This is a genomic window from Flavobacterium sp. TS_SC_5 (genome assembly GCF_056156265.1).
Genome location: NZ_CM149588.1, coordinates 36,627 through 60,908 on the forward strand (window position 1 = coordinate 36,627; position 24,282 = coordinate 60,908).

The window sequence follows — 24,282 nt, forward strand, 5'->3', positions numbered from 1 at the left end:
TAGATTGTATTATTTTTATTAGACAACCAATCATTAACGTAAAACATGCTGATTTTAATCCTAACGTTTTTTTGTCTTTATTTTTGATTTATTTGGAAAATAATAAGTGATTCCAGCTCCAAAACGCCAATAATAATCATCTCTTTTGCCACTAATTACATAGTCGACATTATCAGAAAAATTTAAATTATGTTCCCCATATAATTTAAATCCAAAATTATTGGTTATTAAATATTCTAAACCTGCTCCATACTGAATTTTAGTGTGTAAATTTTTATAATCTGAATTGAAACTTGTCCCTGTTCCTACAAAAAAGTATGGTGTCAATACATCGTAGGGAAGTACTAGATATTCTAAATTTAAATCTAATGAAGCATACCCTACATCCAATTTGTTTTTATTTCCGAGTAAAAATACATTGGTAGAGGCACTAATATTAAAATTTGGAGTCAAAGAAAATTTGAGAGCTCCTCTTACCATCGGTTTGGCTATCGGATCTGGATAATCTCCTGCCATATAGGTTGCTCCTCCGACTAATTCCACTCCAAATCTACCACGTTTTTCATTTCGATTTCTACCGTAAAGCAAGGCTAAATCAGCTTCATCTTTTTCTTTGGTGTAAGAATTTAAAAAGTTTTTGACTTGAATATTTGTGGCGTCTACTTCCCAAAGATTATCTTTAATTCCATCAACAATTAATCCTTCTACGGCTTTTTCAATTGCTTCAGTAACAGCAAGCTGAATTGGCTCATTTCTGGTAAATCCGGTTTCTACTTCAAGAAGCCTTCTTATGTTAACGTATTTGAATAAATTAGCATCCACGCTTTGAGATAAAATTGTTTTGGAAACATAAACCGTATTCAAAATTTTCCCATTTGATGTAGATACTAATCTGAGATAAATTGAAATTCTGTCTTGTCTGTAACGTGTTGAGGCTCCTGTTCCAAAATATCTGGCGCCAAATCCACCCGTTATTATATTAGAATCATAGGAAATTATACCTCCTTCCAATAAAACTCCAGCAAACAAAAGAGGGGTCAATTGCGATTCATTAGTATTTGAACTTGCTGCATATTCTTGCCTTGTAGACCGTATTATATTTCGTTCATTCAAGAGATTTCCTAGATTTTCTCTTTCAATAGGGACAAACCATTTTGAATCCCCCAAAGCCTTAATCAATATTGATGTAGCTCCTTGCGTAACTGCTGTGCTAAATGTACTCCCTTGCTCTATGGCTTTATACTGACCCGTTTGATCTTTAAATTTATAAACGCCAACAACAACAGGCTCTTTTGGCTTAGGCAATTTTAATAATGAAGAAGTAGCAGGAGTATTCTCGCCATAAATCGCTTTTTCGACGCCTACAGGTTGATTGAAATAAGCCGCACAACCAGAAAACAAAAATACAAGCAGAAGAATGACAGTAGGTTTTTTATTCATGATTATATCTTATATTAACTTATTTGGGAACAAAAAATATTCTACAAGTTTCTTAATGAAGAATGATTAGAGCATGGAGCTAATTCTCTAATTATAAAAAGTAGTTTAATCCAATCAAAAAAATATCAATTGTTGCCAGGAATAAATATCTGTGTTTGCTCTCCGGTGTCTGTATCAAGTATATCAACAACTAAACCGAGGTTTGATGGGTAGATATCTACCGCTAAACTCCCAAAAACATAGGATCCTTCAGCAATACCTTTATCACCAAACTGGTTTTCAAATAATGAGTTAGAAATTTTATTTAATAACTGATTATTGAGATTTTCTTTAAAGCGTTCCAACTCTGATTTCTGTTCAAATCCTGTTTTGGTATCTTCTTTAAAATCATTTTGACTTTCAGCAGAACTAAGTAGCCACTGATAATTAAATGTATCGCCGCCAAAAGCAGGATTCTTTGGTTTATAAACTAAATCTTGTGCATTTGAGTTTATAAAAACTCCTAAAACTAATGCCATTGAAAATAATGTTCTCATACTGAAATTGATTTATATAAACATGATCGAGAAACCCAAAAAGCAACGCAAATATCGTTCGATGGTAAGTCATTATAAAATTTTTAATAAGCTCCTGAATGAACATTCAATATTGAGTGATATATTTATTTTGTTTTTCAATATTCTTGAAAAATTTAAAAACTTTTGCAGAAGACGTTTCTGCCATAAATTTCAAAAAATCTTCATCAGGTTTTGCAATAAATTCTTCAATTACCTCACTATCTACATTTATAGAAATTTTGGTGGTTCGACCGAAGGTCAATTCTTCTTGAACGGAGATAATCTTACTAGAATTCAATTTTAATTTTGAATACGCATTATAGAAAAGATCATAGAAATCATTTCCTAATTTAGTTTTCGTGTCATTGGATACAATACCTACCATCTCTAATCCATCTTTAGGCTTTAGAATCCCTAAATTTGTATCATCATCCCCAAAAACAACCCGATCTTTTCCTATTATTTTATTATCTTCATCATAAATCAACAACAATATGATAATTTGATCTTCAGCGCTTTTATTAATCTGAGTTTTAGAAAGCGTGATTTTCTGTATCGGCTCAAGCGTAACGCGACCATCTTGAGCATTGTTTGATTTATTGGAATTTGATTTGTTTTTTTTAAAAACAGAAAGCTTAAATGAAATATTTTTAAACTCTGACTTTAAATTCTCAACTGTTCCTGCAACTGACAAAGTATTTTCAATTTCTTCAATATCAATCTTTGCTTTAACTTCTTTATAAACAACCTGTGCGGTCAAAAGTTGAATATTAAAATAGAACAGCAATAGCACAATTTTAATTAAAAATCTTTTCATATCTTAATGATTAAAAATATAAATTGCTCCCGAATTTCCTGTTTGAGTAATTTTCAAATCTTTGGATATTGAATTAGACCCATTGTTAAATAGCGTCAAATTATTTCCTTCCTGATTTATCGTCATATTGATTGAACCCGAAGTATATAATGAAAAATCACTCACATAATTATTATTTCCATTCTGAGTGACTGATTGCGTCAATTCATACGCATTTTTGTCAACCGATACATAATTATTTGATCCGTATTGACCAATTAAAATCTTAGAATTTTCATTATATACGCTTATATCTGAATAATTACTGTAACCTATTTGAGAAATATGTATTAAGTTATTATTCATAAGAAACTGAATATTTGATGACTGTTGAACTTGGCTAATTTCATTATTTCCAGCGTATATCAAATCCTTACTCACTAGATATAATGAATTTACAGGAGAATTTAATTCTTGTGCTTCTACAAAGGATATCGCAAAAAACATGGTTAGAAATAAAAAAATATCGAATTTTGGTTTCATGAGTCATTGATTATGAATATTAAAACTAAATATTTTTTAGAATACTTATAAACTATTCCTAAAATAATCTACTGCAGTCAAAAGATTCTATTATGCTAGTTTTCATTAAAAATATTTAAATATTTATGAAAACTAAATAATAATTTTTTTTAAAATAAAAAAGGTGGAATTGGCTATCCAATTCCACCTTTTAGAAAGTAATTAGTTAGATTGCATAACTAAACTCATATTTCCAGCTCCCCATTGGTTTACTGTACTTAAATGGCTATCCCCAGTTTGAATAGTCCAAGCATAGTTTGCTGTCCCAAATTGATTGATGTAAGAAGTATTATCCGTACCAAATTGATTAGTTACTGCCATGTTATATTCTCCATATTGATCAACATTGGCACTATTTCCTATACCAACTTGAAACACAAGAGAGTTATTATCATGTCCTTCTTGCATGGTGTTAGAAGAATTCGCTATATCAAACTGCAAAGTAGTTGAAGAGTTGTCTCTACCTATTTGCGTTGTTCTAGCATAATTAAGGAAACCTGCTTGTCCTATAACAGCATCGTTTCTTCTACCATCTTGAGTGATGTAAGCAGCATTACCGATTCCTAATTGACCTATGTAAGCATCATTTCGACGCCCTTTTTGGTCAACATTTGCATAGTTCAAAGCTCCTCCTTGGTTGATGTCAGCTTCATTATGTCTACCGTCTTGATCAACGACAGACATGTTTGCAAATCCTAATTGCAAAACATCTGAATCATTTTCTAAACCAGACTGTGTAATAACAGCAGCATTTGCAATACCAAACTGATTTACTGCACTAACATTTCCTTGTGCAAAACTAATTGAGGCCACAAGCATCGCGGAGATGCTTAAAATTACTTTTTTCATAATAAATATATTTAATTGGTTGTTAATACAAATTAATATATAGGTTCAAAAAAGTGATTTGGGATCTGCTTTTTTAAGTAATAATTAATAAGAAATACATTTTTAATTATTTGCTTATTTCATTACTACATATCAAAGATAAAAAACATAATTAAAAGAAAACACGTATAAATACCTGTTTTTCATATAATTAAAATATTTTTCGATGAAACGTAATTCTGTATCGACGAACTACGTTTTTCATAAAATTCATAAATAAGAAAGAGACTACATAAACTAGATCTGCAAAAATACCTTACCTCATCGATACAATTAAAAAGAACTTCACAACAAAAACAACAAATTATCATGAAGAAAAAAGAAAATAATACAATTTTACATATACTATCCATATTGTAGTACTCTGCGCTTAATATGGCTAATTAAAACTAAATTAGTAACCACAGTAAAAAATACAAGGATATTTTAACTGCATCTATTAAATTACCTAAGATAAACTAAAACAGGAATACAATCTATTAACCAACCCTATCGTCCTATTATCCTCTATAAGAGTTTTTGACAAAAAAAGCCCTTCCAAAACGGAAAGGCTTTTAAAAATTTTAGAATTTGTACTTACTACTTAGTAAATAACAATTCTCTATATTTAGTTAAAGTCCACAACTCGTTGTCAACTAACAACTCTAATTTATCACAATGATTTCTTATAATTTCAAAGTATGGTTTTACTTTATTACAATATGCTTCTGCCATTTCTTGCGCATCAGTCAAATTATTTGCTATCTTTCTTTCGTTTGTCATCTCCTCAACTTTTGAGTTAATGCCTTCAATATGTCCTGAAATTTCTTTTATTAAAACAATTTGCTCTTTAGCTATTGTTTCAAAATCATCCCCAAAAATATCTTTCAAACCTTTAACATTGGCGATCAGAGTATTTTGGTAACGAATTGCTGTTGGAATAACGTGGTTTTTTGAAATATCGCCTAAAACACGACCTTCGATCTGAATTTTCTTAGTGTACTCTTCTAATTCAATTTCATATCGCGCTTCAACTTCAACGTGATTCATAATGTTTAATTCCGAAAACAAATCCAATGACTGCTTAGAAATCCTGGCTTTTAATGCTTCCGGTGTAGTTTTGAAATTACTTAAGCCTCTTTTTGCAGCTTCCGCTTCCCATTCTTCGCTATATCCATCTCCTTCAAAAAGGATTTTTTTAGATTGTTTGATATATTCTCTTAAAACATTAAAAATTGCATCATCTTTCTTCATGTCTTTTGAATCAATCAATGCATCAACCTCAACTTTGAAATCTCTTAATTGTTTTGCAACAATTGCATTCAAAGTAGTCATTGCATTAGAACAGTTTGCCGTCGATCCTACTGCTCTGAATTCAAATTTGTTTCCTGTAAAAGCAAATGGGGAAGTTCTGTTTCTATCCGTATTATCTAAAAGAACATCTGGAATTTTTCCGACTACATTTAATTTTAAATCGGTTTTTTCTTCAGGAGATAATTTTCCTGTAGTTACGCCTTCTAATTCCGCTAAAACTTTGGTCAATTGTCCACCAATGAACACTGAAATAATTGCTGGTGGCGCTTCGTTTGCTCCTAGTCTATGGTCATTACTAGCAGAAGCAATAGCTGCTCTTAATAATGACTCATTATCATTTACAGCTTTAATTGTGTTAATGAAGAAAGTCAAAAACTGCAAATTACTCATTGGCGTTTTACTAGGACTCAACAAGTTTACACCTGTATCAGTAGCTAAAGACCAGTTGTTATGTTTACCTGAACCATTCACTCCTTTGAAAGGTTTTTCATGGAACAATACTTTCAGTTCATGACGTTCAGCTACTTTTTGCATTACATCCATCAACAAACAGTTGTGATCTACTGCCAAGTTTGTCTCTTCAAAAATAGGTGCCAACTCAAATTGATTTGGTGCTACTTCATTATGACGTGTTTTTACTGGAATTCCTAACAACATACATTCTTGTTCTAAATCTCTCATGTACGTTAAAGCACGTGTTGGAATTGAGCCAAAATAATGGTCATCTAATTGCTGCCCTTTAGCCGAAGTATGTCCTAACAAAGTTCTTCCTGTCATAATAAGATCAGGACGAGAGTTTGCTAACGCTCTGTCTACTAAGAAATATTCTTGTTCCCAACCTAAAGTGGCGGTAACTTTTTTTACATTTTTATCAAAATACTTACATACCTCAGTAGCTGCTTCATCCATAACCATAAGAGCACGCAATAATGGTGTTTTATAATCTAAAGCTTCTCCAGTGTATGAAATAAAAACTGTTGGAATACATAAAGTAGTTCCAAAAATAAATGCTGGAGATGTTGGATCCCAAGCGGTATATCCTCTTGCTTCAAATGTGTTTCTAATTCCACCATTTGGAAAACTGGACGCATCCGGTTCTTGTTGTACCAATTGAGCACCACCAAATTTTTCTACTGGATCACTACCATCATACGAAGTCTCAAAAAAAGCATCATGTTTTTCTGCAGTTGTTCCTGTAAGTGGTTGAAACCAGTGTGTATAATGAGTCACTCCTTTAGCCAAGGCCCACTCTTTCATGCCCATGGCAATATAATCCGCTAATTTCCTGTCTATTTTAGTTCCATGCTGTACTGCATCGCGCACACCTTTAAAAGCATCCGAAGTTAAATATTGCTTCATTGCTTTATCATTAAAGACATTTGAACCAAAAATAGTTGATTTCCTATCAGATTCTTCAAATTTAACTGGCTTTCTCGTCGATGCTTCTCTCAAAGCTTGAAAACGTAATGTTGACATAAAAATTGATTTTAATTAATTAGACCCCTATTATTTTGATGCAAATATAATTTAATTATTACTTTTATAAAATTTTACCTCTAATTTTTATGGGTTTAATACCTAAATTTATGATATTATTAAAAATACACGCTTAAAATCACAACTTAGTAATTTTAAGGCCATTATTTTCGAAAGTAACAGATTCATAAAAAATCCCAAAGAGTAAAAAGTAAAAACTTTTCCTTAAAATTTCTAGTTAAGTTTAATAATCAAAAAGTATCTTTACACAAAATATAAATACCTTAAATTTATGATTGTCTGGATATCTTTCTTAGCCGCTGTTTTAATTTTTTTAGCTCTTGATTTAGGTGTTTTTAATAAAACACCACATATTATAAGTTCTAAAGAAGCAGGAAAATGGACCGCAATTTGGGTTACATTATCATTTATGTTTTCAGGAGTAATTTATTGGCTTTACACTACGGATTATATTGCTAATCCAGATTCTTTGAAACCTGCAGCGGCATCAATAAAATTCATCACGGGCTATTTGATAGAATTATCCCTTAGTATTGATAATATTTTTGTTATCGCTATTATTTTCTCAGCCTTTAAAATCCCACAAAAATATCAACATCGAGTGCTGTTTTGGGGAATTCTTGGCGCTATTATCTTTAGAGGTCTAATGATCTATTTTGGCGTTTTGCTTATTAACAAATTTACATGGATGACTTACATTTTTGGAGGTTTTCTAATATACACCGCCATGAAAATGCTATTCAGTGGAAAGGATGAAAAATTTGAACCAAAAAAATCATTCATCTATAAGGCTTTGAAAAAAGTGATGCCAATTTCAAATCACATTGATGGTGAGCATTTTTTTGTAAAAAGAAGACATATTACAGCTGCTACTCCTCTATTTGTAGCACTAATTGTGATTGAAGTTATGGATGTAGTATTTGCTATAGACAGTGTTCCTGCAATTTTAGCCATTACCAGCGATCCATTTTTAGTATTTAGTTCTAATATTTTTGCTATTTTAGGTTTGCGTTCTATGTATTTCTTTTTGGCTCACATGCTAGACAAATTTGCACATTTGGAGTACAGCCTTATTGCAATCTTGACTTTCGTAGGTGTTAAAATGCTGCTCCATGATTATCTTAAATTGCCTGAATGGGTTTCATTGGCTTTTATAGCCCTTTCCCTTATCGCGGGAATTGTTGCATCGCTTAGAAAGAGTAGTAAAGAAATGGTTTAAAACTAAAAGTAAAAGCAATAAAAAAAGGAAATCTCACGATTTCCTTTTTTTATTATTAAAATTTCTCTTTACAAATTGATTTTCTTGACGCCACTCCCGTCAACTTTCAATGCAGACATTACAGAGTCAATATTATTTTTATTAATTGTTTTAGCAAAACCATCTGGTATTACAACAATTCTAAAGGTTTGGTTTTGAGTCCAACTTGCAGGCAATGTGTTAAGATTAAAATTTGCCGAAAGATAGATATTTACATTAAACCTAGAAAAATCATAATTAAAATCTAATGCTCCTCCGTCATTAAAATAATAGGTTTGAGGCATTAACTTCCAAACATCCTGACCATTTACAGTATCGTATAAATGATAAACTAAGACGGAATCCGAGGAATAAATTGGCGGATTAAATGCTACCAATCTGCTATAATTGTTATTGGAATTGAATGAAGTCGTAACTTCAAACACTTCATTTCTTGGGGCATCATCATATACTTCTGTTACTTCACAACTTTGTAGTGCCATCATCCCGATGAAAACTAAGAATAAGGTAATTTTTTTCATTCGATTTCGTTTTTATAATTTATATAAAAGACTCTATCCATGAATTGTGCCAAACTTTATTTTAAAAAATAATGTACTTTTGAATAATGGAAAAAGAACTTAAATTATACATGATAATGCTAGGTTGTGTTCCAGAAGGACGGTTTACAGAACAGCATGATATTTTTTTTGGAATTGGTAATTCCTTGAAAGAATTGATTCCTCATATCAATAGTTTTTGGCCAGAAGCTAAAGGTAAAATTCATATTGATGCTTGGCGAGAAGTTTCTGTAGTTGATGATTTCACTATTGAGATTGTTCCAAAAAATACTGAAGCACAAGTTACCCCTGAACAATTATTTTTCATCAATTTAGGTGGGTATAAAGAAAATGAATTTGAAGAATACCATTATAAAATGATTACAGTTGCTACTAGTTTAGCATTGGCATCTAAAAAATCAAAAAAAACTGCATTTTACAAACATTGTGGTTTCAAACAAGCACCTTCGCATATTGATGATCAATACGGAATTGATATAGATGATATTTACAATGTTGCAGATATGCTGCCAGCATATTTCAAAGCTTTATATTCGTTAAAAATCATGAAGTCAGAAACACAATTAGATCAAAATCCACTGCATATTGGCTATTTGAAATTGAAAAAAATCAAAGAGTAAACCAATAAAAAGGCCTTTCATTATTATCTATGAAAGGCCTTTTAAAATTTTTAAATACTATAGAATCTATTTCACCATTAGAGATTATTTTTTAAGATTTTGCTGAAAAATAATACATGAGAAGGCAAAGCATTTTCCCAATATTCCCAAGTATGGGCTCCTGGACGTTCCGTATAATCATGAGAAACCTTACTGTAAACGAGTCTTCGGTGTAACTCTCGATTGGATTCAATCAAAAAATCATCTACTCCGCAATCTATAATCAATTCCAATTTGTTACTTTTTATTTTATCCACCATATTCAAAACCGCATTAGCTGCATATACTTCCTGAGGCGCTCCTTCAATACCAAAAACAGGCTCCATCAATTTAGTAACTCGTTCCTTAGATTCCGGATTAATTATACTTCCCATATCTACAGCTCCACTCATACTTCCAGCGGCGCAAAAAAGTTCCGGATGTCTTGTCGAAAGATACAAAGCTCCGTGGCCTCCCATGGAAAGCCCCGTAATTACACGCCCTTTTCTGTCATTTATGGTTCGATAGGTATTATCTACTTTTTCAATTACTTCTTTCGTGATGTAAGTTTCAAACTGGCTTCCCTTATTCACTGGACTATCCAGATAAAAACTGAATGTTTCTCCCTCCGGCATTACAATTATGATATTATATTGGTCGGCTAAATTGTGCAATAAATTCTTATCCGGAGTTTTAGATAACCAATCATTAAAATGGCCATAAGCGCCATGCAACAGATAAAGCACTGGATAATTAATTTTGCTTTTAGCATAAGAACTTGGTAAAACTACCGCAGCTTTATATGTTTTATTCATTGCCATACTAGGAATTTGCAACGTATCAGCTTTTGCAGCATAAGAATCGGCAACATGCCCAAAAAGGAAAAATAATAATACAATTTGAAATTTTTTCATTGGAACGTTTTTTAGATGATTGAAAAGTAAATATAATACTTTAGAATAAATAAAATGAAGTCGCAATAATTACTAAACAAAAAAAGACCTCTCATCGCTGAAAGGCCTTTTAAAAATATTTAATGCAAATCTCTATTGCCCGAAAGCGGGATAAGCGATTTATACACTTTTTGCGATGCAACGAAATAGTGATTCCTGAGATCCCGCCCGAAAGCGGGATAAGCGATTCACACACTTTTTGCGATGCAAAAAGTGGTTCTCTGCTTACATATTTCTTCTATACTGACCGCCTACTTCAAATAAAGCAGATGTGATTTGCCCTAACGAACAAACCTTCGTCGCTTCCATCAAATGTTCAAATAAATTTTCGTTTTTGATAGCAGCTTCCTGAAGCGTATTTAAATGCTCATTTACCAAATCCTGATTTGATTGATGCAAATGATTCAACATATCAATTTGGTATTGTTTTTCTTCTTCGGTAGCACGAATAACTTCGGCTGGAATTACTGTTGGAGAACCTTTAGAACTCAAGAACGTATTCACTCCAATAATCGGGAATTCACCCGTATGTTTCAAAGTCTCATAATACAGACTTTCTTCTTGAATTTTAGAGCGTTGGTACATCGTTTCCATAGCACCAAGCACTCCGCCACGTTCGGTAATTCTGTCGAATTCCAGTAAAACTGCAGCTTCCACTAAATCTGTCAATTCTTCGATAATGAAAGCACCTTGAATTGGGTTTTCATTTTTAGCCAAACCTAATTCTTTATTGATAATCAACTGTATAGCCATCGCACGACGCACTGATTCTTCCGTAGGTGTGGTAATTGCTTCGTCATAAGCATTCGTATGCAACGAATTACAGTTGTCATAAATCGCATACAAAGCTTGCAAAGTCGTACGAATATCATTGAAATCAATTTCTTGTGCGTGCAAAGAACGTCCCGATGTTTGAATATGGTATTTCAACATTTGTGCACGTTCGTTGGCTCCATATTTGTTTTTCATGGCTTTCGCCCAAATTTTTCGCGCTACACGACCAATAACTGCATATTCAGGATCTACTCCATTTGAGAAAAAGAACGATAAATTGGGTCCAAAATCATTGATATTCATGCCTCGACTCAAATAATATTCCACATACGTGAAACCATTAGAAAGTGTGAAAGCTAATTGTGTGATTGGATTCGCTCCTGCTTCGGCTATGTGATATCCTGAGATAGAAACCGAATAAAAATTTCTAACATTCTTAGTAATGAAATATTCCTGCACGTCACCCATCAATCGCAACGCAAATTCAGTAGAGAAAATACAAGTGTTTTGTGCCTGATCTTCTTTCAAAATATCAGCCTGAACCGTTCCACGAACTTGAGACAACGTTCTTGCTTTGATTTCGTCATACACTTCTAAAGGCAAAACCTGATCTCCGGTTACTCCCAAAAGCATCAACCCTAATCCGTTATTTCCTTCCGGTAAATCCCCTTGATAATGTGGTCTTTCTACTCCTTTAGCTGCGTATATTTTATTAATTTTTGCTTCTACTTCTTTTTCAAGACCATTTTCTTTAATGTAAAACTCACATTGTTGGTCAATCGCCGCATTCATGAAAAAGCCTAATAACATAGGTGCCGGTCCATTAATCGTCATACTCACCGAAGTCATCGAATGAACCAAATCAAAACCAGAATATAGCTTTTTAGCATCATCTAAACAACAAATAGAAACTCCGGCATTACCTATTTTCCCATAAATATCAGGACGTACATGCGGATCGTTTCCGTATAAAGTTACACTGTCAAAAGCAGTTGACAATCGTTTTGCCGGTAATCCTGCACTTACATAATGAAAACGTTTGTTGGTTCTTTCTGGCCCACCTTCTCCGGCAAACATTCGAGAAGGATCTTCTCCTTCGCGTTTGAAAGGATATAATCCTGCCGTAAAAGGAAATTCTCCAGGGACATTTTCCTGCAAACACCAACGTAAAATATCACCCCAAGCTTTGTACTTTGGCAATGCTATTTTCGGAATTTGAGAATGTGAAAGCGACTCTGTATGCGTAGCCATTTTGATTTCTCTGTCACGAACTTTAAACGTATAAACTGGATTTTTGTACTTGTTTACTTTTTCATCCCAAGTCAAAATGATTTCCCAATTGTACGGATCCAAATCCATTTTTACTTTGACAAATTGATTCAGTAAAAGATTCAAAAAGATTTTGTCCTCAGCAGCACCAGATTTCTCCAATTCTATAGCTGTTGGCAAAACTGAATCGTCATTAATTCCTGCTTTGTTTATTTCAGGAGTTTTTTGGGCTACTGTTTCAATCGTTTTGAAAATCCCGTATAATTTCTGTGCAACTTGTTCTTGGCTTACGGCAGTAACATCATATTTACGGTTACTTTCGGCAATTTCAGATAAATAACGCGTTCTGTGTGGTGGAATAACGAAAATTTTCTCGCTCATTTCACGCGTGATTTGGAACGTAGATTTCAAATCAGAATTCGTTTTTTCATGGACTTTATCCATAATCGCTTTGTACAGCGTATTCATTCCCGGATCGTTAAACTGCGAAGCAATTGTCCCGAAAACCGGAAGTGTATCTAAATTCACATCCCACAGATTGTGGTTGCGTTGGTATTGTTTTTTCACGTCTCTTAACGCATCAAGAGAACCGCGTTTGTCGAATTTGTTTATCGCTACCAAGTCAGCAAAATCAAGCATGTCGATTTTTTCCAATTGGGTTGCAGCACCAAATTCTGGTGTCATTACATATAAAGAAACATCAGAGTGATCCATAATCTCTGTATCAGATTGCCCGATTCCAGAAGTCTCCAAGATGATGATATCATAATTTGCCGCTTTAATCACTTGGATTGCATCAGCAACATATTTAGATAATGCCAAATTGGATTGACGTGTAGCTAAAGAACGCATGTAAACACGAGGATTATTAATAGCATTCATTCGGATTCTATCTCCTAAAAGTGCTCCACCTGTTTTACGTTTGGATGGATCAACAGATATTAATCCGATTGTTTTTTCAGGAAAGTCGATAAGGAAACGACGCACTAATTCATCTACCAAAGATGATTTTCCAGACCCACCGGTTCCTGTTATTCCAAGAACTGGAGTTTTACAACCCTTATTCTTTTTTTGGACGGTTTCCAAAGTTTTTGCAGCAACATCCGGAAAATTTTCTGCTGATGAAATAATTCTGGCAATTGCTTTTGGATTTTTTTCTTCCAAATGATTGATTTCATCCGTCAGTTTATCGCCAACCGGATAATCCGATTTTTGTACCAAATCGTTTATCATTCCTTGCAATCCCATCGCACGTCCGTCATCTGGAGCGTAAATTCTGGTGATTCCGTACGCTTGTAATTCGGCAATTTCTGAAGGCAGAATTACACCGCCGCCGCCGCCAAAAATCTTGATTTGCCCTGCTCCTTTTTCCTGAAGCAAGTCGTACATGTATTTGAAATATTCGTTGTGTCCTCCTTGATAGGAAGTTATCGCAATTGCATTTGCATCTTCTTGAATCGCTGTATTGACTACTTCTTCCACGCTACGATCATGACCTAAATGAATTACCTCAACGCCTGTAGACTGAATAATTCTACGCATGATGTTGATTGCGGCATCGTGACCGTCAAAAAGGGCTGCTGCGGTTACAATTCTTACTTTATTGTTAGGGATATATGGTTTTTGTTGTTCCATTTTATGAATATGATAATTTAAGCCTGCAATTTACAATTTTATTTTAAAAATTATTTGATGTTGCTGCTCGTTGTTAATAAATAAGGAAGAATTTTGTTATTTAGCCCCGATTGCAGCGGCATCTCCCGATTTAGAAAACGAAGGCTTTTTTTTAGCCGTAGTTTTTATTTATCGGGAATACAGCGGAAAGCGGGACAAATCGTCATTAATACTACTAAACTTTGTGCTCCAAAAGAATAGTTGGCTTTGTTTTTGAATAAACAGTATTTTTACAAATGCCGGAAGGCGAATTAATTATAAAATAATTTACGATGAAGAAAATTTTAATTTTAGCAGTAGCAATTTCGCTTTCCAGTTGTGCCGAAATGCAACAAGTTATGAATCAATTTCCACAGACGCAAGGAATTGGCGGTATTGATATTTCCGGTGGATTGAGGGAAGCACTGAATAATGGGATTTCAAAACAGGTGACCAAATTGACAACAACCGATGGGTTTTACAGAAATGAAGCCGTGAAAATTTTATTGCCGGAAGAATTGAGAAAAGTAGACGCCGGTTTGAGAAGAATTGGATTGAGTTCTTTGGCTGACGAAGGTTTGAAAGTATTGAATCGTGCTGCTGAAGACGCCGTAAAGGAAGCGACGCCAATATTTGTTGATGCCGTAAGAAACATGACATTTATGGATGCCAAAACGATTTTGATGGGAAATGAAAGTTCGGCGACGAATTATTTACAAAACAGCACTTCTATGGCTTTGTACGGAAAATTTAATCCGGTGATTAAAAATTCGTTTACTAAAGTAGGTGCCGATAAAGTTTGGACTAACATTATTACAAAATACAACAGCATTCCTTTAGTTAACAAAGTAAATCCTGATTTGACCGATTATGTTACGAATCAAGCGTTGAATGGCGTTTTCAAAATGGTTGCCGTTGAAGAGAAAAACATCAGAACGAACCTAAGTGCCAGAACTTCTGTTTTGTTGCAGAAAGTTTTTGCAATGCAGGATAACAAATAGATTGAAATTGGGCTGTTTTTTTCAAACATAAAACAGCCTAATCCAACTTTTTTATAAGCACAAATACATTTAGTTTTGAAAAATACTATTCATTACTAAGAATAAAGCTGAAAACAGAACGCTAATGCAAAAAATTACAATCCTAATCCATTGCGAAGATCAAAAAGCAATTATAGCATCCGTTACGAATTATATTTCGTCCATTGATGGCAATATTATTTATTTAGATCAACATGTTGATGCCGATGAAAATGTCTTTTTCATGCGTTTAGAATGTGAATTCAGTGCCAAAAATTGGAATATTGAAGCTATTAAAACTGATTTCCAAGCCAAGTTGGCTTCTCCATTCAATATGTCATGGGAAATGTATACTCAAGACGAAAAACCAAGAATGGCTTTGTTTGTTTCTAAATACGACCATTGCTTGTATGATATTTTAGGACGTTACAGCGCCAGCGAATTGCCTCTCGAAATTCCTTTAATCATCAGCAACCATGAAGATTTGAAAGCAGTGGCGGAACGTTTTTCTATTCCGTTTCATTATGTTCCGTTTACTAAAGACATTAAAACCGAAGGCGAGCAAAAGCAATTGGATTTATTGAAGCAATACAATATTGACTTTATAGTATTGGCACGCTACATGCAAATCATCACTCCAAATTTGATTGCAGAATACAAGAATCAAATTATCAATATTCATCACTCTTTTCTTCCGGCGTTTCCTGGGGCAAAACCCTATCATTCCGCTTTTAAACGCGGTGTGAAAATCATTGGTGCCACCAGTCATTATGTAACCGAAGCATTGGATGAAGGTCCGATTATCGAGCAGGATATTGCCCGAGTTTCGCATAGTCATTCGATAGAAGATTTTATTATGAAAGGGCGCGATCTGGAACGTATGGTTTTGGCTAGAGCCATAAAACTGCATGCCGAGAGAAAAACAATGGTTTATGACAATAAAACGGTGGTATTTTTATAAAAAAAATCTTTTTTCGAACTAGTTTCTGCACTGTATATTGTCAACCATGCACCAATAAAATCTTCCGAAACTAATTAATTGTAAAGAATAAAAAGTGTAAAAAATCTTAACTTATGTACAACAAAGTAATAACAAAATCTTAACAGCAAAACAACTGTTAAAGTGTGATCTTTGCAGAGTAATAAACTGGTTATTTATTATTTTGGTTTTGGTTAGTTAAAGAATTGCCTGCATTCATAGTGCAGGCTTTTTTTATTTAGCTGTGTTTATGAACGAAAGGACAGCATCGTTAAAAGCATTAGGTTGCTCCACATTGACTACGTGTCCACATTTTTCAATTACAAATAGTTTCGACGATTTATAATGATTTTCCACTACTTTACGAACCGATGGCAAAAACATATAATCCTCCTCGCCCATTACATAAAGCGTAGGAATATTCAATTCGACTTGACGGAACCATTTAAGCACGGGATTTATTTCAGCTGTGAGTTTAAACCATTTTATAAATTCTTTTTGGTATAATTTCTTGGCCTCATTGATAAAAAGGATACGGGATTGTTTGTGACTTTTTTTAGGCATTATCACAAAGGCAAAAAACTTATATAAAACAAGATACGGTAAAACATATTTAAACATATTTCCCAATCGCATCAATACTTGAGAACGGAAATTCATCTTCAGGATTGCTCCGCCCAGAATCATGCTTTGCACGCGTTCCGGATACATTTCAGCCAATTGTCTAATGAGGATTGTTCCCAATGAAATACCTACAAAATGTGATTTTTTTATTTTTAAAAAATCTAAAACCTCCAGAATATCATTGGCCAAAGCCGAAAAAGTATATTTCTGTTTGAAAGCCGTTTTTAAAGTAGGTTTTGATTCTCCGTGACCACGCAAATCCAATAACAACACATTATATTGTTTTTTGAAATCGCGAATTTGCTTGAACCAGATAGAAGAGCTCCCGCCGGCACCATGCACAAAAGTTACCCAATGATCGGTGTTTTTATTTTCGTATATGGTATAATTGATCACGTATTTTTTTTTGTAAAAATAGGACTTTAATTTTAAATCCCAATCTTAACAAAAAATAATGCTTGTTTTATAATTGTATACCGTAATTTTGCAAAAAAATTACACCCATGAAAGGATTATTGATAGAGAAAAGTGAAATAGAAAAGCTTAAAAAAGAATACCAAATACTTGCGAAATTTAATTTCGACCTCGAAAAAAACTCTATAAATCCCACCGAAACTCCGGAAGAATTGATTTTAGAGGAATGCGATTTATAATTTTTGGTGCAACTTTTTAAAATAATCAAACGCTTTTAGTAAACGGCTTCCATACCAAGAAAACATTTCACCATCGACAAACACCGTTTTTGCGTGGTGCGTAAAACGACCTATTTCAAAAGCATCTTCTTCCTTGAAAGGATAGGGTTCTGATGACAGGAAGACCACATCAGGATCACCATCCAGACGAATTTTTTTGAGCTCGATTTCAGGATAACGCCCCGAAGTTTGGTAAATATTCTTAAAATGGTTTAGTTTCAGTAATTCATTAATGAAATTATCAGAACCCGCGACCATAAAAGGGTTTTTCCAAATAAAATAGGCCACTTTTTGCTCCGGTTTATCCTTGATAAAGTTTTTAAAATCGCTCAAGGCAAAAGCCAATTTGTCGTTCCATTTCTGGGATTCGGTTCTGCAATTAAAAAGCTGACCAAAGTCGGTTATCATTTGGAAATTATCTTCAATCGTGATGATGTTCGTCACCCAAACCGGACAAATTTTACGCAATTCTGCTACTATTTCTTGTGTGTTTTCCTCTTTATTACAAATGATAATATCCGGTTGCAACAATCTGATTTTCTCATAATGCACTTTCTTGGTTCCGCCAACGATTTTCTTCGTTGACTTAAAATGATACGGATGCACACAGAATTTGGTAATTCCTATTATTCGGTCTTCCAAACCCAAATCATAAAGTAATTCTGTTTGAGACGGAACCAATGAAATAATACGTTTTGGAGACGTTTCAAATGAATGAGATGTTCCTATTTGATCGATTAGAATTTTTTGTTTCAATTTTATAGTTTAAAGTTCATATTATTAAAACATAAATTAGCAGCTTTATAACCATTAAGAAATTAAGAAAAATTAAGTTTTAAATAGTATTTATGATTAAAAGCCAGCTCCAAAATAAAATTTAAACCATATAAGTCATGTAAGTTCATTTAAGTTGCGAAATCTTCAAATCGGGTATCTTATATTTCCTAATATTCCTTGCATGGTTAACTACTATATTATGCTTTTTTGCCATTAAGGAATTAAGAACTTTAAGCTTTAAATAGTATTTATAATTAAAAGCCAGCTCCAAAATAAAATTTAAAACATATAAGCCATGTAAGTTCATTTAAGTTCATTTAAGTTGCGAAATCTTCAAATCGGGTATCTTATATGTCCTAATATTCCTTAAATGGTTAACTACTATATTATGCTTTTTTCCATTAAGAAATTAAGAAATTTAAGCTTTAAATAGTATTTATAATTAAAAGCCAGCTCCAAAATAAAATTTAAAACATATAAGCCATGTAAGTTCATTTAAGTTGCGAAATATTCAAATCGGTTATCTTATATGTCCTAATATTCCTTAAATGGTTAACTACTATATTATGCTTTTTTCCATTAAGAAATTAAGAAATTTAAGCTTTAAATAGTATTTATAATTAAAAGCCAGCTCCAAAATAAAATTTAAAACATATAAGCTATGTAAGTTCATTTAAGTTCATTTAAGTTGCGAAATATTCAAATCGGTTATCTTATATGTCCTAATATTCCTTAAATGGTTAACTACTATATTATGCTTTTTTCCATTAAGAAATTAAGAAATTTAAGCTTTAAATAGTATTTATAATTAAAAGCCAGCTCCAAAATAAAATTTAAAAAATATAAGCCATGTAAGTTCATTTAAGTTGCGAAATCTTCAAATCGGGTATCTTATATGTCCTAATATTCCTTGCATGGTTAACTACTATATTATGCTTTTTTGCCATTAAGAAATTAAGAAAATTAAGCTTTAAATAGTATTTGTAATTAAAAGCCAGCTCCAAAATAAAATTTAAACCATATTAGCCATGTAAGTTCATTTAAGTTGCGAAATCTTCAAATGGGTTATCTTGTATGTCCTACTATTCCTCACATGGTTAACTACTATATTATGCTTTTTTCCATTAAGAAATTAAGAAATTTAAGCTTTAAATAGTATTTATAATTAAAAGCCAGCTCCAAAATAAAATTTAAACCATATAAGTCATGTAAGTTCATTTAAGTTGCGAAATCTTCAAATCGGGTATCTTGTATGTCCTACTATTCCTCACATGGTTAACTACTATATTATGCTTTTTTCCATTAAGAAATTAAGAAAATTAAGCTTTAAATAGTATTTGTAATTAAAAGCCAGCTCCAAAATAAAATTTAAACCATATTAGCCATGTAAGTTTATTTAAGTTGCGAAATCTTCAAATGGGTTATCTTATATGTCCTAATATTCCTTGCATGGTTAACTACTATATTATGCTTTTTTCCATTAAGAAATTAAGCTTTAAAGTATTTCTTAATGAAACTTAATGTCTTAATGGTTCTGAGAATTATGGAATAGCAATAACATTTCGTGCTGACAAAAACTTAAAGGTTTAATGTTCAAAGTTGGGCGACCTGAAACTTTAAACTTTAAACTTTAAACTCATTATCTCTTCCATTTCCTGTTGCATTTTCAACGCTTCTGCTCTAGCTTTTTCGGCAAAATCGGTTTCATCTGAGGCGTAAATAATTCCTCTGGAAGAATTAATCAGTAACCCAACATTGGAGTTCATTCCGTATTTACAAACTTCAGCAAGACTTCCGCCTTGCGCACCAACTCCGGGAACAAGTAAGAAACTATCTGGAACAATTTTACGGATTTCAGTAAAGTATTCCGCTTTGGTAGCGCCTACAACATACATCAGGTTTTCACTGTTTTTCCATGTTTTAGACGTTTCTAACACCTGTTTGTACAATTCTTTTCCTCCCGAAGCGTCGGAAACATTCAAAGTCTGAAAATCAAAAGCACCTTCATTGGAAGTCAAAGCCAACATAATCGTATGTTTATTTTCGAAAGCCAGAAAAGGCTCTACCGAATCTTTACCCATGTAAGGCGCAACGGTAACGCTGTCAAAGTTCAAATCTTCAAAGAAAGCTTTCGCATACATTGATGACGTATTCCCGATATCACCACGTTTTGCATCAGCGATAGTGAAGATGTCAGGATATTTTTCGTTGATGTAATTAATAGTTTTTTGAAGTGACATCCATCCTTTTATTCCATAAGCTTCATAGAAAGCGGTATTGGGTTTGTAGGATACCGTCAGGTCATGTGTGGCATCAATAATTGCCTTATTAAATTCGAAAATAGGATCTTCTAATTCTAATAAATGCTTTGGAATTTTGTTCAAATCAACATCTAAACCGACGCATAGGAATGATTTTTTTTGTTGAATTTGTTGAATTAATTTTTGTGTTGTCATTTTATCTGTAGTTGTGGCGCAAAATTACGAACATAGAATCAATATCACTTATAATCCTAAAACAATATTTGAATTCTTTAGAACATTGCAGGCATAATCCGTTACAATGGAATTTATGAAGAGGAAATAAAAAATATTTAAAACCCAGTTATTAAATACAAAACGCATATACTCCAGAGAATTTTTACAGGCAAAAATCAGTATCAATTGATTGCTTTTAAATTTCACTGCTGTTAAAAAAAACACAAAATTAACTATTGTTGAATGTTTTTAAATTTTATTATTATGACTTAAAAACAAGAAAATGCTCATATAAAACATTAATAATCAATAAAAATATAAAATTTAGTTACAAAAAAACTGATACAAAATTTTACTCATAACCCTTTTCGGTTTTTAAATTCAATTTTCTCTGAAACGCAAGATGAATTTGAAAGCAACCTTTTTATATCTTTACCCTTAAACAAAAATATTTATGAAAGTATATTTGAAGTTTGATTATGCTCAACTGACAAAAAAAATTGTCCAGGAAAAACTTTCCGAATTGGGGTATAAATTTAATATTATCGGGTTTGGTGAGTTTAATTTTTTAGAAAAAATACCCTCTGAAAAAGTAGCTGAAATCACTGTTGTTTTTAAAGAATATGGCATAGAAATAGTTGAAAACCAGAAAAGTGTTTTGGTTCAAAAAATAAAAGACGCTATCGTTGAAATGGTCAACAGTGATAAGCCGTTAAACATAAAAAGCTCCGTGTATATTGCGGATAAATTAAATCTTAGTTATGCCTATTTGTCCAATGTTTTTTCTGAAGTAACCTATACTTCTATTGAAAATTTTATCATTATTCAAAAAATAGAATTAGCGAAACAATTGATGATCAACACGCCACTTAATTTAACTGAAATTTCCATTCAGTTGAATTATTCGAGTGTAGCACATTTAAGCACACAATTCAAGCATACAACAGGAATGACGCCTTCCGCTTTCCAGAGAATTATTTCGAAACGAAGAGAATTATCCAATAAAAACAACAATTAAACCAATAGTATATGACTACTGATTTTATAAATATTTGCCTTGCGGACGATGACGAAGATGACAGATTGTTTTTTACGGATGCCTTTGATGAATTGAAAATAAATACAAAAGTGAGTACTTTTAATGATGGTGTTGAGTTAATGGATTATCTTAATCATGAAGATTCTGTTTTGCCAAACGTTTTGTTTCTGGATTTAAACATGCCAAAAAAGAATGGAGTTGAATGTCTCTTGGAAATTAAAAAGAACGAAAAACTGAATGACATTGCAATAGCCATCTATTCTACTTCATCATCTGAAGAGCATATTGAAGAAACGTTTATAAACGGTGCCAATATCTACATTAAGAAACCAAATGATTTCGATAATTTAAAAAAAATCCTTTCAGAAGTAGTGACCATCAATTGGCAATACCATACCTCTGGGCTGAATAAAGATAATTTTTTAATGAGAATGTAAAATGAATTATTTGCAACTTCACAAATCACCGCTTTTTTTAAAAATAATTTTTATTATTTCTGTTGCAGTAATATTTTTTATTGGCGGTATTACTTTCAAACATATTACGGTTTTAAAAAAATTGTCCAATTATGTAAGTAATAGTCATGAAGTGAATACTGAACTTGAACGCTTAATTTCATTCATAAAAGATGCTGAAACTGGTCAAAGAGGTTATATCCTGACTCGGGACAAAAAGTTTCTGGAACCCTACCTGAAATCAAAAAAATTAGTTAAGATATCTTTTAACGAAGTATCTAAACTTACTAAGAATAGCAGAACACAGCAGGCAAATCTAAAAAAACTGTTGTTTTTTATTAATAAAAGGCAAAATTACCTCTCAAAAACCTTATACCTCACAGAGCAAAAGAATTATGATGAGAAACAATTAGTTTCTAATTTTTTAATAGGTAAACAGGCTATGGATTCTATTAGATTGAAGATTGAAGACATGATGATTGCCCAAAAAAACCTACTGAATAACAGACAAAAAGAGTATGAATCTACAATGAATTATACGCCTTTACTCATTTATTTAACGCTAATTGTTACACTTATTTTAATCACAATTGCTTTTATCAAAATGAACCGGGATTTAATCATCCTAAAAAGCACTATAAATACTCTTTCTGTTGCGATTGAAGCCAGTAAACTTGCAGAAATTGTAGGAGGTTTTGGAAGTTGGCAATACAATCTTGAGACTCATGACTACACTTTCTCTGATAACGAATACCGATTATTGGGATGTGAACCCCAGTCCTTCAAAGCAAGTGTGGAAGAGTTTTATAAATTTGTGCATCCTGATGATCTACAACACGTAATTGATAATGCAAATATTATTCCTACCGACTCTATATTGCCGCCTTTTACCTATAGAATTATACGAAAAGATGGTGAAGTCAGATATTTTAGAGCTTTGGGGAGGGTTGTAACCGTTGCTTCTGGTGAGAAAACACACATCGGAACTACCAGCGATGTAACCGAAGAGATGTATGCTCAAAATTTTATTGAGGAACGTAATAGAGAACTGGAAAGCAACAATAAAGAACTTACCGCATTCAATTATATTGCCAGTCATGACTTACAGGAACCGCTAAGAAAAATAGAAACTTTTCTTTCCAGACTAGTGAGTAAAGATTATGATAATTTATCTAAATCTGGTCAGCAATACGTTTCCAGCATCCAATCTTCAGCAAAAAGAATGCGCGTTCTTATTGAAGATTTATTACAATTCTCCCGAACTAATAAAGCTGAAAAAGTTTTTGAAGAGGCTAATTTGAACTCCTTATTAGATAATGCAAAACAAGAATTAGCTCAAGTCATTGAGGAGAGAAATGGAATCATAGAAAGCAACACCCTGCCTACCCTGCGTGTAATTCCTTTCCAAATACAACAGTTATTCATTAATCTTATCAGCAACTCATTAAAATATAGCAAACAAGATGTCGCGCCAGTTATTAAAATAAATTCTACGCTAATCAGTGCGCAGGAAGATAATTTTCTTCCTAACAACAATAACAATGCTAAATATTACAAAATTACTATCGAGGACAACGGTATAGGCTTTGAACAAGAATATGCTAAAAAGATTTTTATTCTTTTTAACCGACTGCACAACAAAAATGAATACGCAGGAACAGGAATTGGTTTAGCAATCTGTAAAAAAATAGTAGAAAACCACAAAGGATTTATCGTAGCGAATGCTGAACTCAATGAAGGAGCCACATTTACTATTTATATTCCTGCTGAATAAAAACCATTCCCTTCTTCTGAAAATACTACATTCTCCTTAAATTTTTAAGAAAACCTATTATCAAATACTTTTACATACCTATTTTGGTTTTGTAAAAGTATTTTTTTTTATATAAAAACTAAATAATCAACAGATTAGATATTTATTTTCAAAATATCATCCTTCATCTTCTAAACACGACTGAACCCACTCTAAAACTAATTGCTATTGCCGGTCTTGCTTGATAAAAACCAAATTCTATAATGCCACATTTAAATTCTGTAACAATATTCGAAATTGATGTAACAT

General features: G+C 32.7%; 20 protein-coding genes. 8 read left to right on the top strand and 12 right to left on the bottom strand.

The window, feature by feature from the left end:
• Positions 1-60: 60 nt before the first annotated feature.
• The 6 genes from AC0J6S_RS00160 to AC0J6S_RS00185 form a co-directional block, all read right to left on the bottom strand.
• A complete protein-coding gene (locus tag AC0J6S_RS00160) occupies positions 61-1,440 on the bottom strand; it encodes a CsgG/HfaB family protein (RefSeq protein ID WP_474954886.1) in 1,380 nt (459 codons plus the stop codon).
• A gap of 125 nt (positions 1,441-1,565) precedes the next feature.
• Positions 1,566-1,976, bottom strand: a complete 411-nt coding sequence (locus AC0J6S_RS00165; RefSeq protein ID WP_474954887.1) for a curli production assembly/transport component CsgF — start codon at positions 1,974-1,976, stop codon at positions 1,566-1,568.
• A 106-nt stretch (positions 1,977-2,082) separates the two neighbouring features.
• The gene (locus AC0J6S_RS00170; protein ID WP_474954888.1) at positions 2,083-2,814 is read right to left on the bottom strand and encodes a CsgE family curli-type amyloid fiber assembly protein; all 732 of its coding nucleotides are present in this window, start codon (positions 2,812-2,814) and stop codon (positions 2,083-2,085) included.
• Between the two features lie 3 nt (positions 2,815-2,817).
• Positions 2,818-3,336, bottom strand: coding sequence for a hypothetical protein (locus AC0J6S_RS00175; RefSeq protein ID WP_474954889.1), 519 nt, complete (start codon positions 3,334-3,336; stop codon positions 2,818-2,820).
• A 201-nt stretch (positions 3,337-3,537) separates the two neighbouring features.
• Complete coding sequence (locus AC0J6S_RS00180; RefSeq protein WP_474954890.1) at positions 3,538-4,194, bottom strand: hypothetical protein; 657 nt, start codon at positions 4,192-4,194, stop codon at positions 3,538-3,540.
• Positions 4,195-4,842: 648 nt separating this feature from the next.
• The gene (locus tag AC0J6S_RS00185) at positions 4,843-7,032 is read right to left on the bottom strand and encodes a glutamine synthetase III family protein (protein ID WP_474954891.1); all 2,190 of its coding nucleotides are present in this window, start codon (positions 7,030-7,032) and stop codon (positions 4,843-4,845) included.
• A 292-nt stretch (positions 7,033-7,324) separates the two neighbouring features.
• Here AC0J6S_RS00185 and AC0J6S_RS00190 point away from each other — a divergent pair, with 292 nt between their 5' ends.
• Positions 7,325-8,272, top strand: coding sequence for a TerC family protein (locus AC0J6S_RS00190; RefSeq protein WP_474954892.1), 948 nt, complete (start codon positions 7,325-7,327; stop codon positions 8,270-8,272).
• Positions 8,273-8,340: 68 nt separating this feature from the next.
• On the opposite strand, the gene AC0J6S_RS00195 is transcribed toward AC0J6S_RS00190, so the two are convergent.
• Positions 8,341-8,832, bottom strand: a complete 492-nt coding sequence (locus AC0J6S_RS00195) for a hypothetical protein (RefSeq protein ID WP_474954893.1) — start codon at positions 8,830-8,832, stop codon at positions 8,341-8,343.
• Between the two features lie 86 nt (positions 8,833-8,918).
• Here AC0J6S_RS00195 and AC0J6S_RS00200 point away from each other — a divergent pair, with 86 nt between their 5' ends.
• Complete coding sequence (locus tag AC0J6S_RS00200; RefSeq protein ID WP_474954894.1) at positions 8,919-9,491, top strand: DUF1543 domain-containing protein; 573 nt, start codon at positions 8,919-8,921, stop codon at positions 9,489-9,491.
• A gap of 77 nt (positions 9,492-9,568) precedes the next feature.
• On the opposite strand, the gene AC0J6S_RS00205 is transcribed toward AC0J6S_RS00200, so the two are convergent.
• Together AC0J6S_RS00205 and AC0J6S_RS00210 are read right to left on the bottom strand one after the other, a co-directional pair.
• Positions 9,569-10,423: an alpha/beta hydrolase gene (locus AC0J6S_RS00205; protein WP_474954895.1), complete on the bottom strand. Its 855-nt coding sequence runs from the start codon at positions 10,421-10,423 to the stop codon at positions 9,569-9,571.
• A 264-nt stretch (positions 10,424-10,687) separates the two neighbouring features.
• The gene (locus AC0J6S_RS00210; RefSeq protein ID WP_474954896.1) at positions 10,688-14,140 is read right to left on the bottom strand and encodes a methylmalonyl-CoA mutase family protein; all 3,453 of its coding nucleotides are present in this window, start codon (positions 14,138-14,140) and stop codon (positions 10,688-10,690) included.
• 311 nt (positions 14,141-14,451) lie between these two features.
• Between AC0J6S_RS00210 and AC0J6S_RS00215 the strand changes: the two genes are divergently transcribed.
• On the top strand, positions 14,452-15,159 hold the full coding sequence (locus tag AC0J6S_RS00215) for a DUF4197 domain-containing protein (RefSeq protein WP_474954897.1): 708 nt from the start codon (positions 14,452-14,454) through the stop codon (positions 15,157-15,159).
• Between the two features lie 124 nt (positions 15,160-15,283).
• On the top strand, positions 15,284-16,138 hold the full coding sequence (gene purU, locus AC0J6S_RS00220; protein ID WP_474954898.1) for a formyltetrahydrofolate deformylase: 855 nt from the start codon (positions 15,284-15,286) through the stop codon (positions 16,136-16,138).
• Between the two features lie 252 nt (positions 16,139-16,390).
• On the opposite strand, the gene AC0J6S_RS00225 is transcribed toward purU, so the two are convergent.
• Positions 16,391-17,176, bottom strand: coding sequence for an alpha/beta fold hydrolase (locus tag AC0J6S_RS00225; RefSeq protein ID WP_474954899.1), 786 nt, complete (start codon positions 17,174-17,176; stop codon positions 16,391-16,393).
• A gap of 107 nt (positions 17,177-17,283) precedes the next feature.
• Here AC0J6S_RS00225 and AC0J6S_RS00230 point away from each other — a divergent pair, with 107 nt between their 5' ends.
• The gene (locus tag AC0J6S_RS00230; RefSeq protein WP_474954900.1) at positions 17,284-17,433 is read left to right on the top strand and encodes a hypothetical protein; all 150 of its coding nucleotides are present in this window, start codon (positions 17,284-17,286) and stop codon (positions 17,431-17,433) included.
• Here the strand turns inward: AC0J6S_RS00230 and AC0J6S_RS00235 are convergent.
• Positions 17,428-18,228, bottom strand: coding sequence for an ABC transporter substrate-binding protein (locus tag AC0J6S_RS00235; RefSeq protein ID WP_474954901.1), 801 nt, complete (start codon positions 18,226-18,228; stop codon positions 17,428-17,430). The two genes, AC0J6S_RS00230 and AC0J6S_RS00235, sit on opposite strands and share 6 nt — an antisense overlap.
• Before the next feature lie 1,637 nt (positions 18,229-19,865).
• The gene (gene pyrF, locus AC0J6S_RS00240) at positions 19,866-20,705 is read right to left on the bottom strand and encodes an orotidine-5'-phosphate decarboxylase (RefSeq protein ID WP_474954902.1); all 840 of its coding nucleotides are present in this window, start codon (positions 20,703-20,705) and stop codon (positions 19,866-19,868) included.
• A 475-nt stretch (positions 20,706-21,180) separates the two neighbouring features.
• On the opposite strand from pyrF, the gene AC0J6S_RS00245 reads away from it, so the two are divergent.
• From AC0J6S_RS00245 to AC0J6S_RS00255, 3 genes are read left to right on the top strand one after another with little or no spacing between them, the layout of a single operon-like run.
• Positions 21,181-21,744 carry a helix-turn-helix domain-containing protein gene (locus tag AC0J6S_RS00245; RefSeq protein ID WP_474954903.1) on the top strand — a complete coding sequence of 188 codons (564 nt, stop codon included), beginning with the start codon at positions 21,181-21,183 and terminating at the stop codon, positions 21,742-21,744.
• 11 nt (positions 21,745-21,755) lie between these two features.
• Positions 21,756-22,202, top strand: a complete 447-nt coding sequence (locus AC0J6S_RS00250; protein WP_474954904.1) for a response regulator — start codon at positions 21,756-21,758, stop codon at positions 22,200-22,202.
• A 1-nt stretch (position 22,203) separates the two neighbouring features.
• Positions 22,204-23,994 (top strand): sensor histidine kinase, encoded by a 1,791-nt coding sequence (locus tag AC0J6S_RS00255; RefSeq protein WP_474954905.1) that lies wholly within the window; start codon positions 22,204-22,206, stop codon positions 23,992-23,994.
• The last annotated feature ends 288 nt before the right edge of the window (positions 23,995-24,282 follow it).

Excerpts from the sequence above, each read along its gene's own strand:
- AC0J6S_RS00160 (WP_474954886.1), bottom strand. The coding sequence starts at position 1,440 with ATGAATAAAAAACCTACTGTCATTCTTCTGCTTGTATTTTTGTTTTCT.
- AC0J6S_RS00165 (WP_474954887.1), bottom strand. The coding sequence starts at position 1,976 with ATGAGAACATTATTTTCAATGGCATTAGTTTTAGGAGTTTTTATAAAC.
- AC0J6S_RS00170 (WP_474954888.1), bottom strand. The coding sequence starts at position 2,814 with ATGAAAAGATTTTTAATTAAAATTGTGCTATTGCTGTTCTATTTTAAT.
- AC0J6S_RS00175 (WP_474954889.1), bottom strand. The coding sequence starts at position 3,336 with ATGAAACCAAAATTCGATATTTTTTTATTTCTAACCATGTTTTTTGCG.
- AC0J6S_RS00180 (WP_474954890.1), bottom strand. The coding sequence starts at position 4,194 with ATGCTTGTGGCCTCAATTAGTTTTGCACAAGGAAATGTTAGTGCAGTA.
- AC0J6S_RS00185 (WP_474954891.1), bottom strand. The coding sequence starts at position 7,032 with ATGTCAACATTACGTTTTCAAGCTTTGAGAGAAGCATCGACGAGAAAG.
- AC0J6S_RS00190 (WP_474954892.1), top strand. The coding sequence starts at position 7,325 with ATGATTGTCTGGATATCTTTCTTAGCCGCTGTTTTAATTTTTTTAGCT.
- AC0J6S_RS00195 (WP_474954893.1), bottom strand. The coding sequence starts at position 8,832 with ATGAAAAAAATTACCTTATTCTTAGTTTTCATCGGGATGATGGCACTA.
- AC0J6S_RS00200 (WP_474954894.1), top strand. The coding sequence starts at position 8,919 with ATGGAAAAAGAACTTAAATTATACATGATAATGCTAGGTTGTGTTCCA.
- AC0J6S_RS00205 (WP_474954895.1), bottom strand. The coding sequence starts at position 10,423 with ATGAAAAAATTTCAAATTGTATTATTATTTTTCCTTTTTGGGCATGTT.
- AC0J6S_RS00210 (WP_474954896.1), bottom strand. The coding sequence starts at position 14,140 with ATGGAACAACAAAAACCATATATCCCTAACAATAAAGTAAGAATTGTA.
- AC0J6S_RS00215 (WP_474954897.1), top strand. The coding sequence starts at position 14,452 with ATGAAGAAAATTTTAATTTTAGCAGTAGCAATTTCGCTTTCCAGTTGT.
- purU (WP_474954898.1), top strand. The coding sequence starts at position 15,284 with ATGCAAAAAATTACAATCCTAATCCATTGCGAAGATCAAAAAGCAATT.
- AC0J6S_RS00230 (WP_474954900.1), top strand. The coding sequence starts at position 17,284 with ATGAAAGGATTATTGATAGAGAAAAGTGAAATAGAAAAGCTTAAAAAA.
- pyrF (WP_474954902.1), bottom strand. The coding sequence starts at position 20,705 with ATGACAACACAAAAATTAATTCAACAAATTCAACAAAAAAAATCATTC.
- AC0J6S_RS00245 (WP_474954903.1), top strand. The coding sequence starts at position 21,181 with ATGAAAGTATATTTGAAGTTTGATTATGCTCAACTGACAAAAAAAATT.
- AC0J6S_RS00250 (WP_474954904.1), top strand. The coding sequence starts at position 21,756 with ATGACTACTGATTTTATAAATATTTGCCTTGCGGACGATGACGAAGAT.
- AC0J6S_RS00255 (WP_474954905.1), top strand. The coding sequence starts at position 22,204 with ATGAATTATTTGCAACTTCACAAATCACCGCTTTTTTTAAAAATAATT.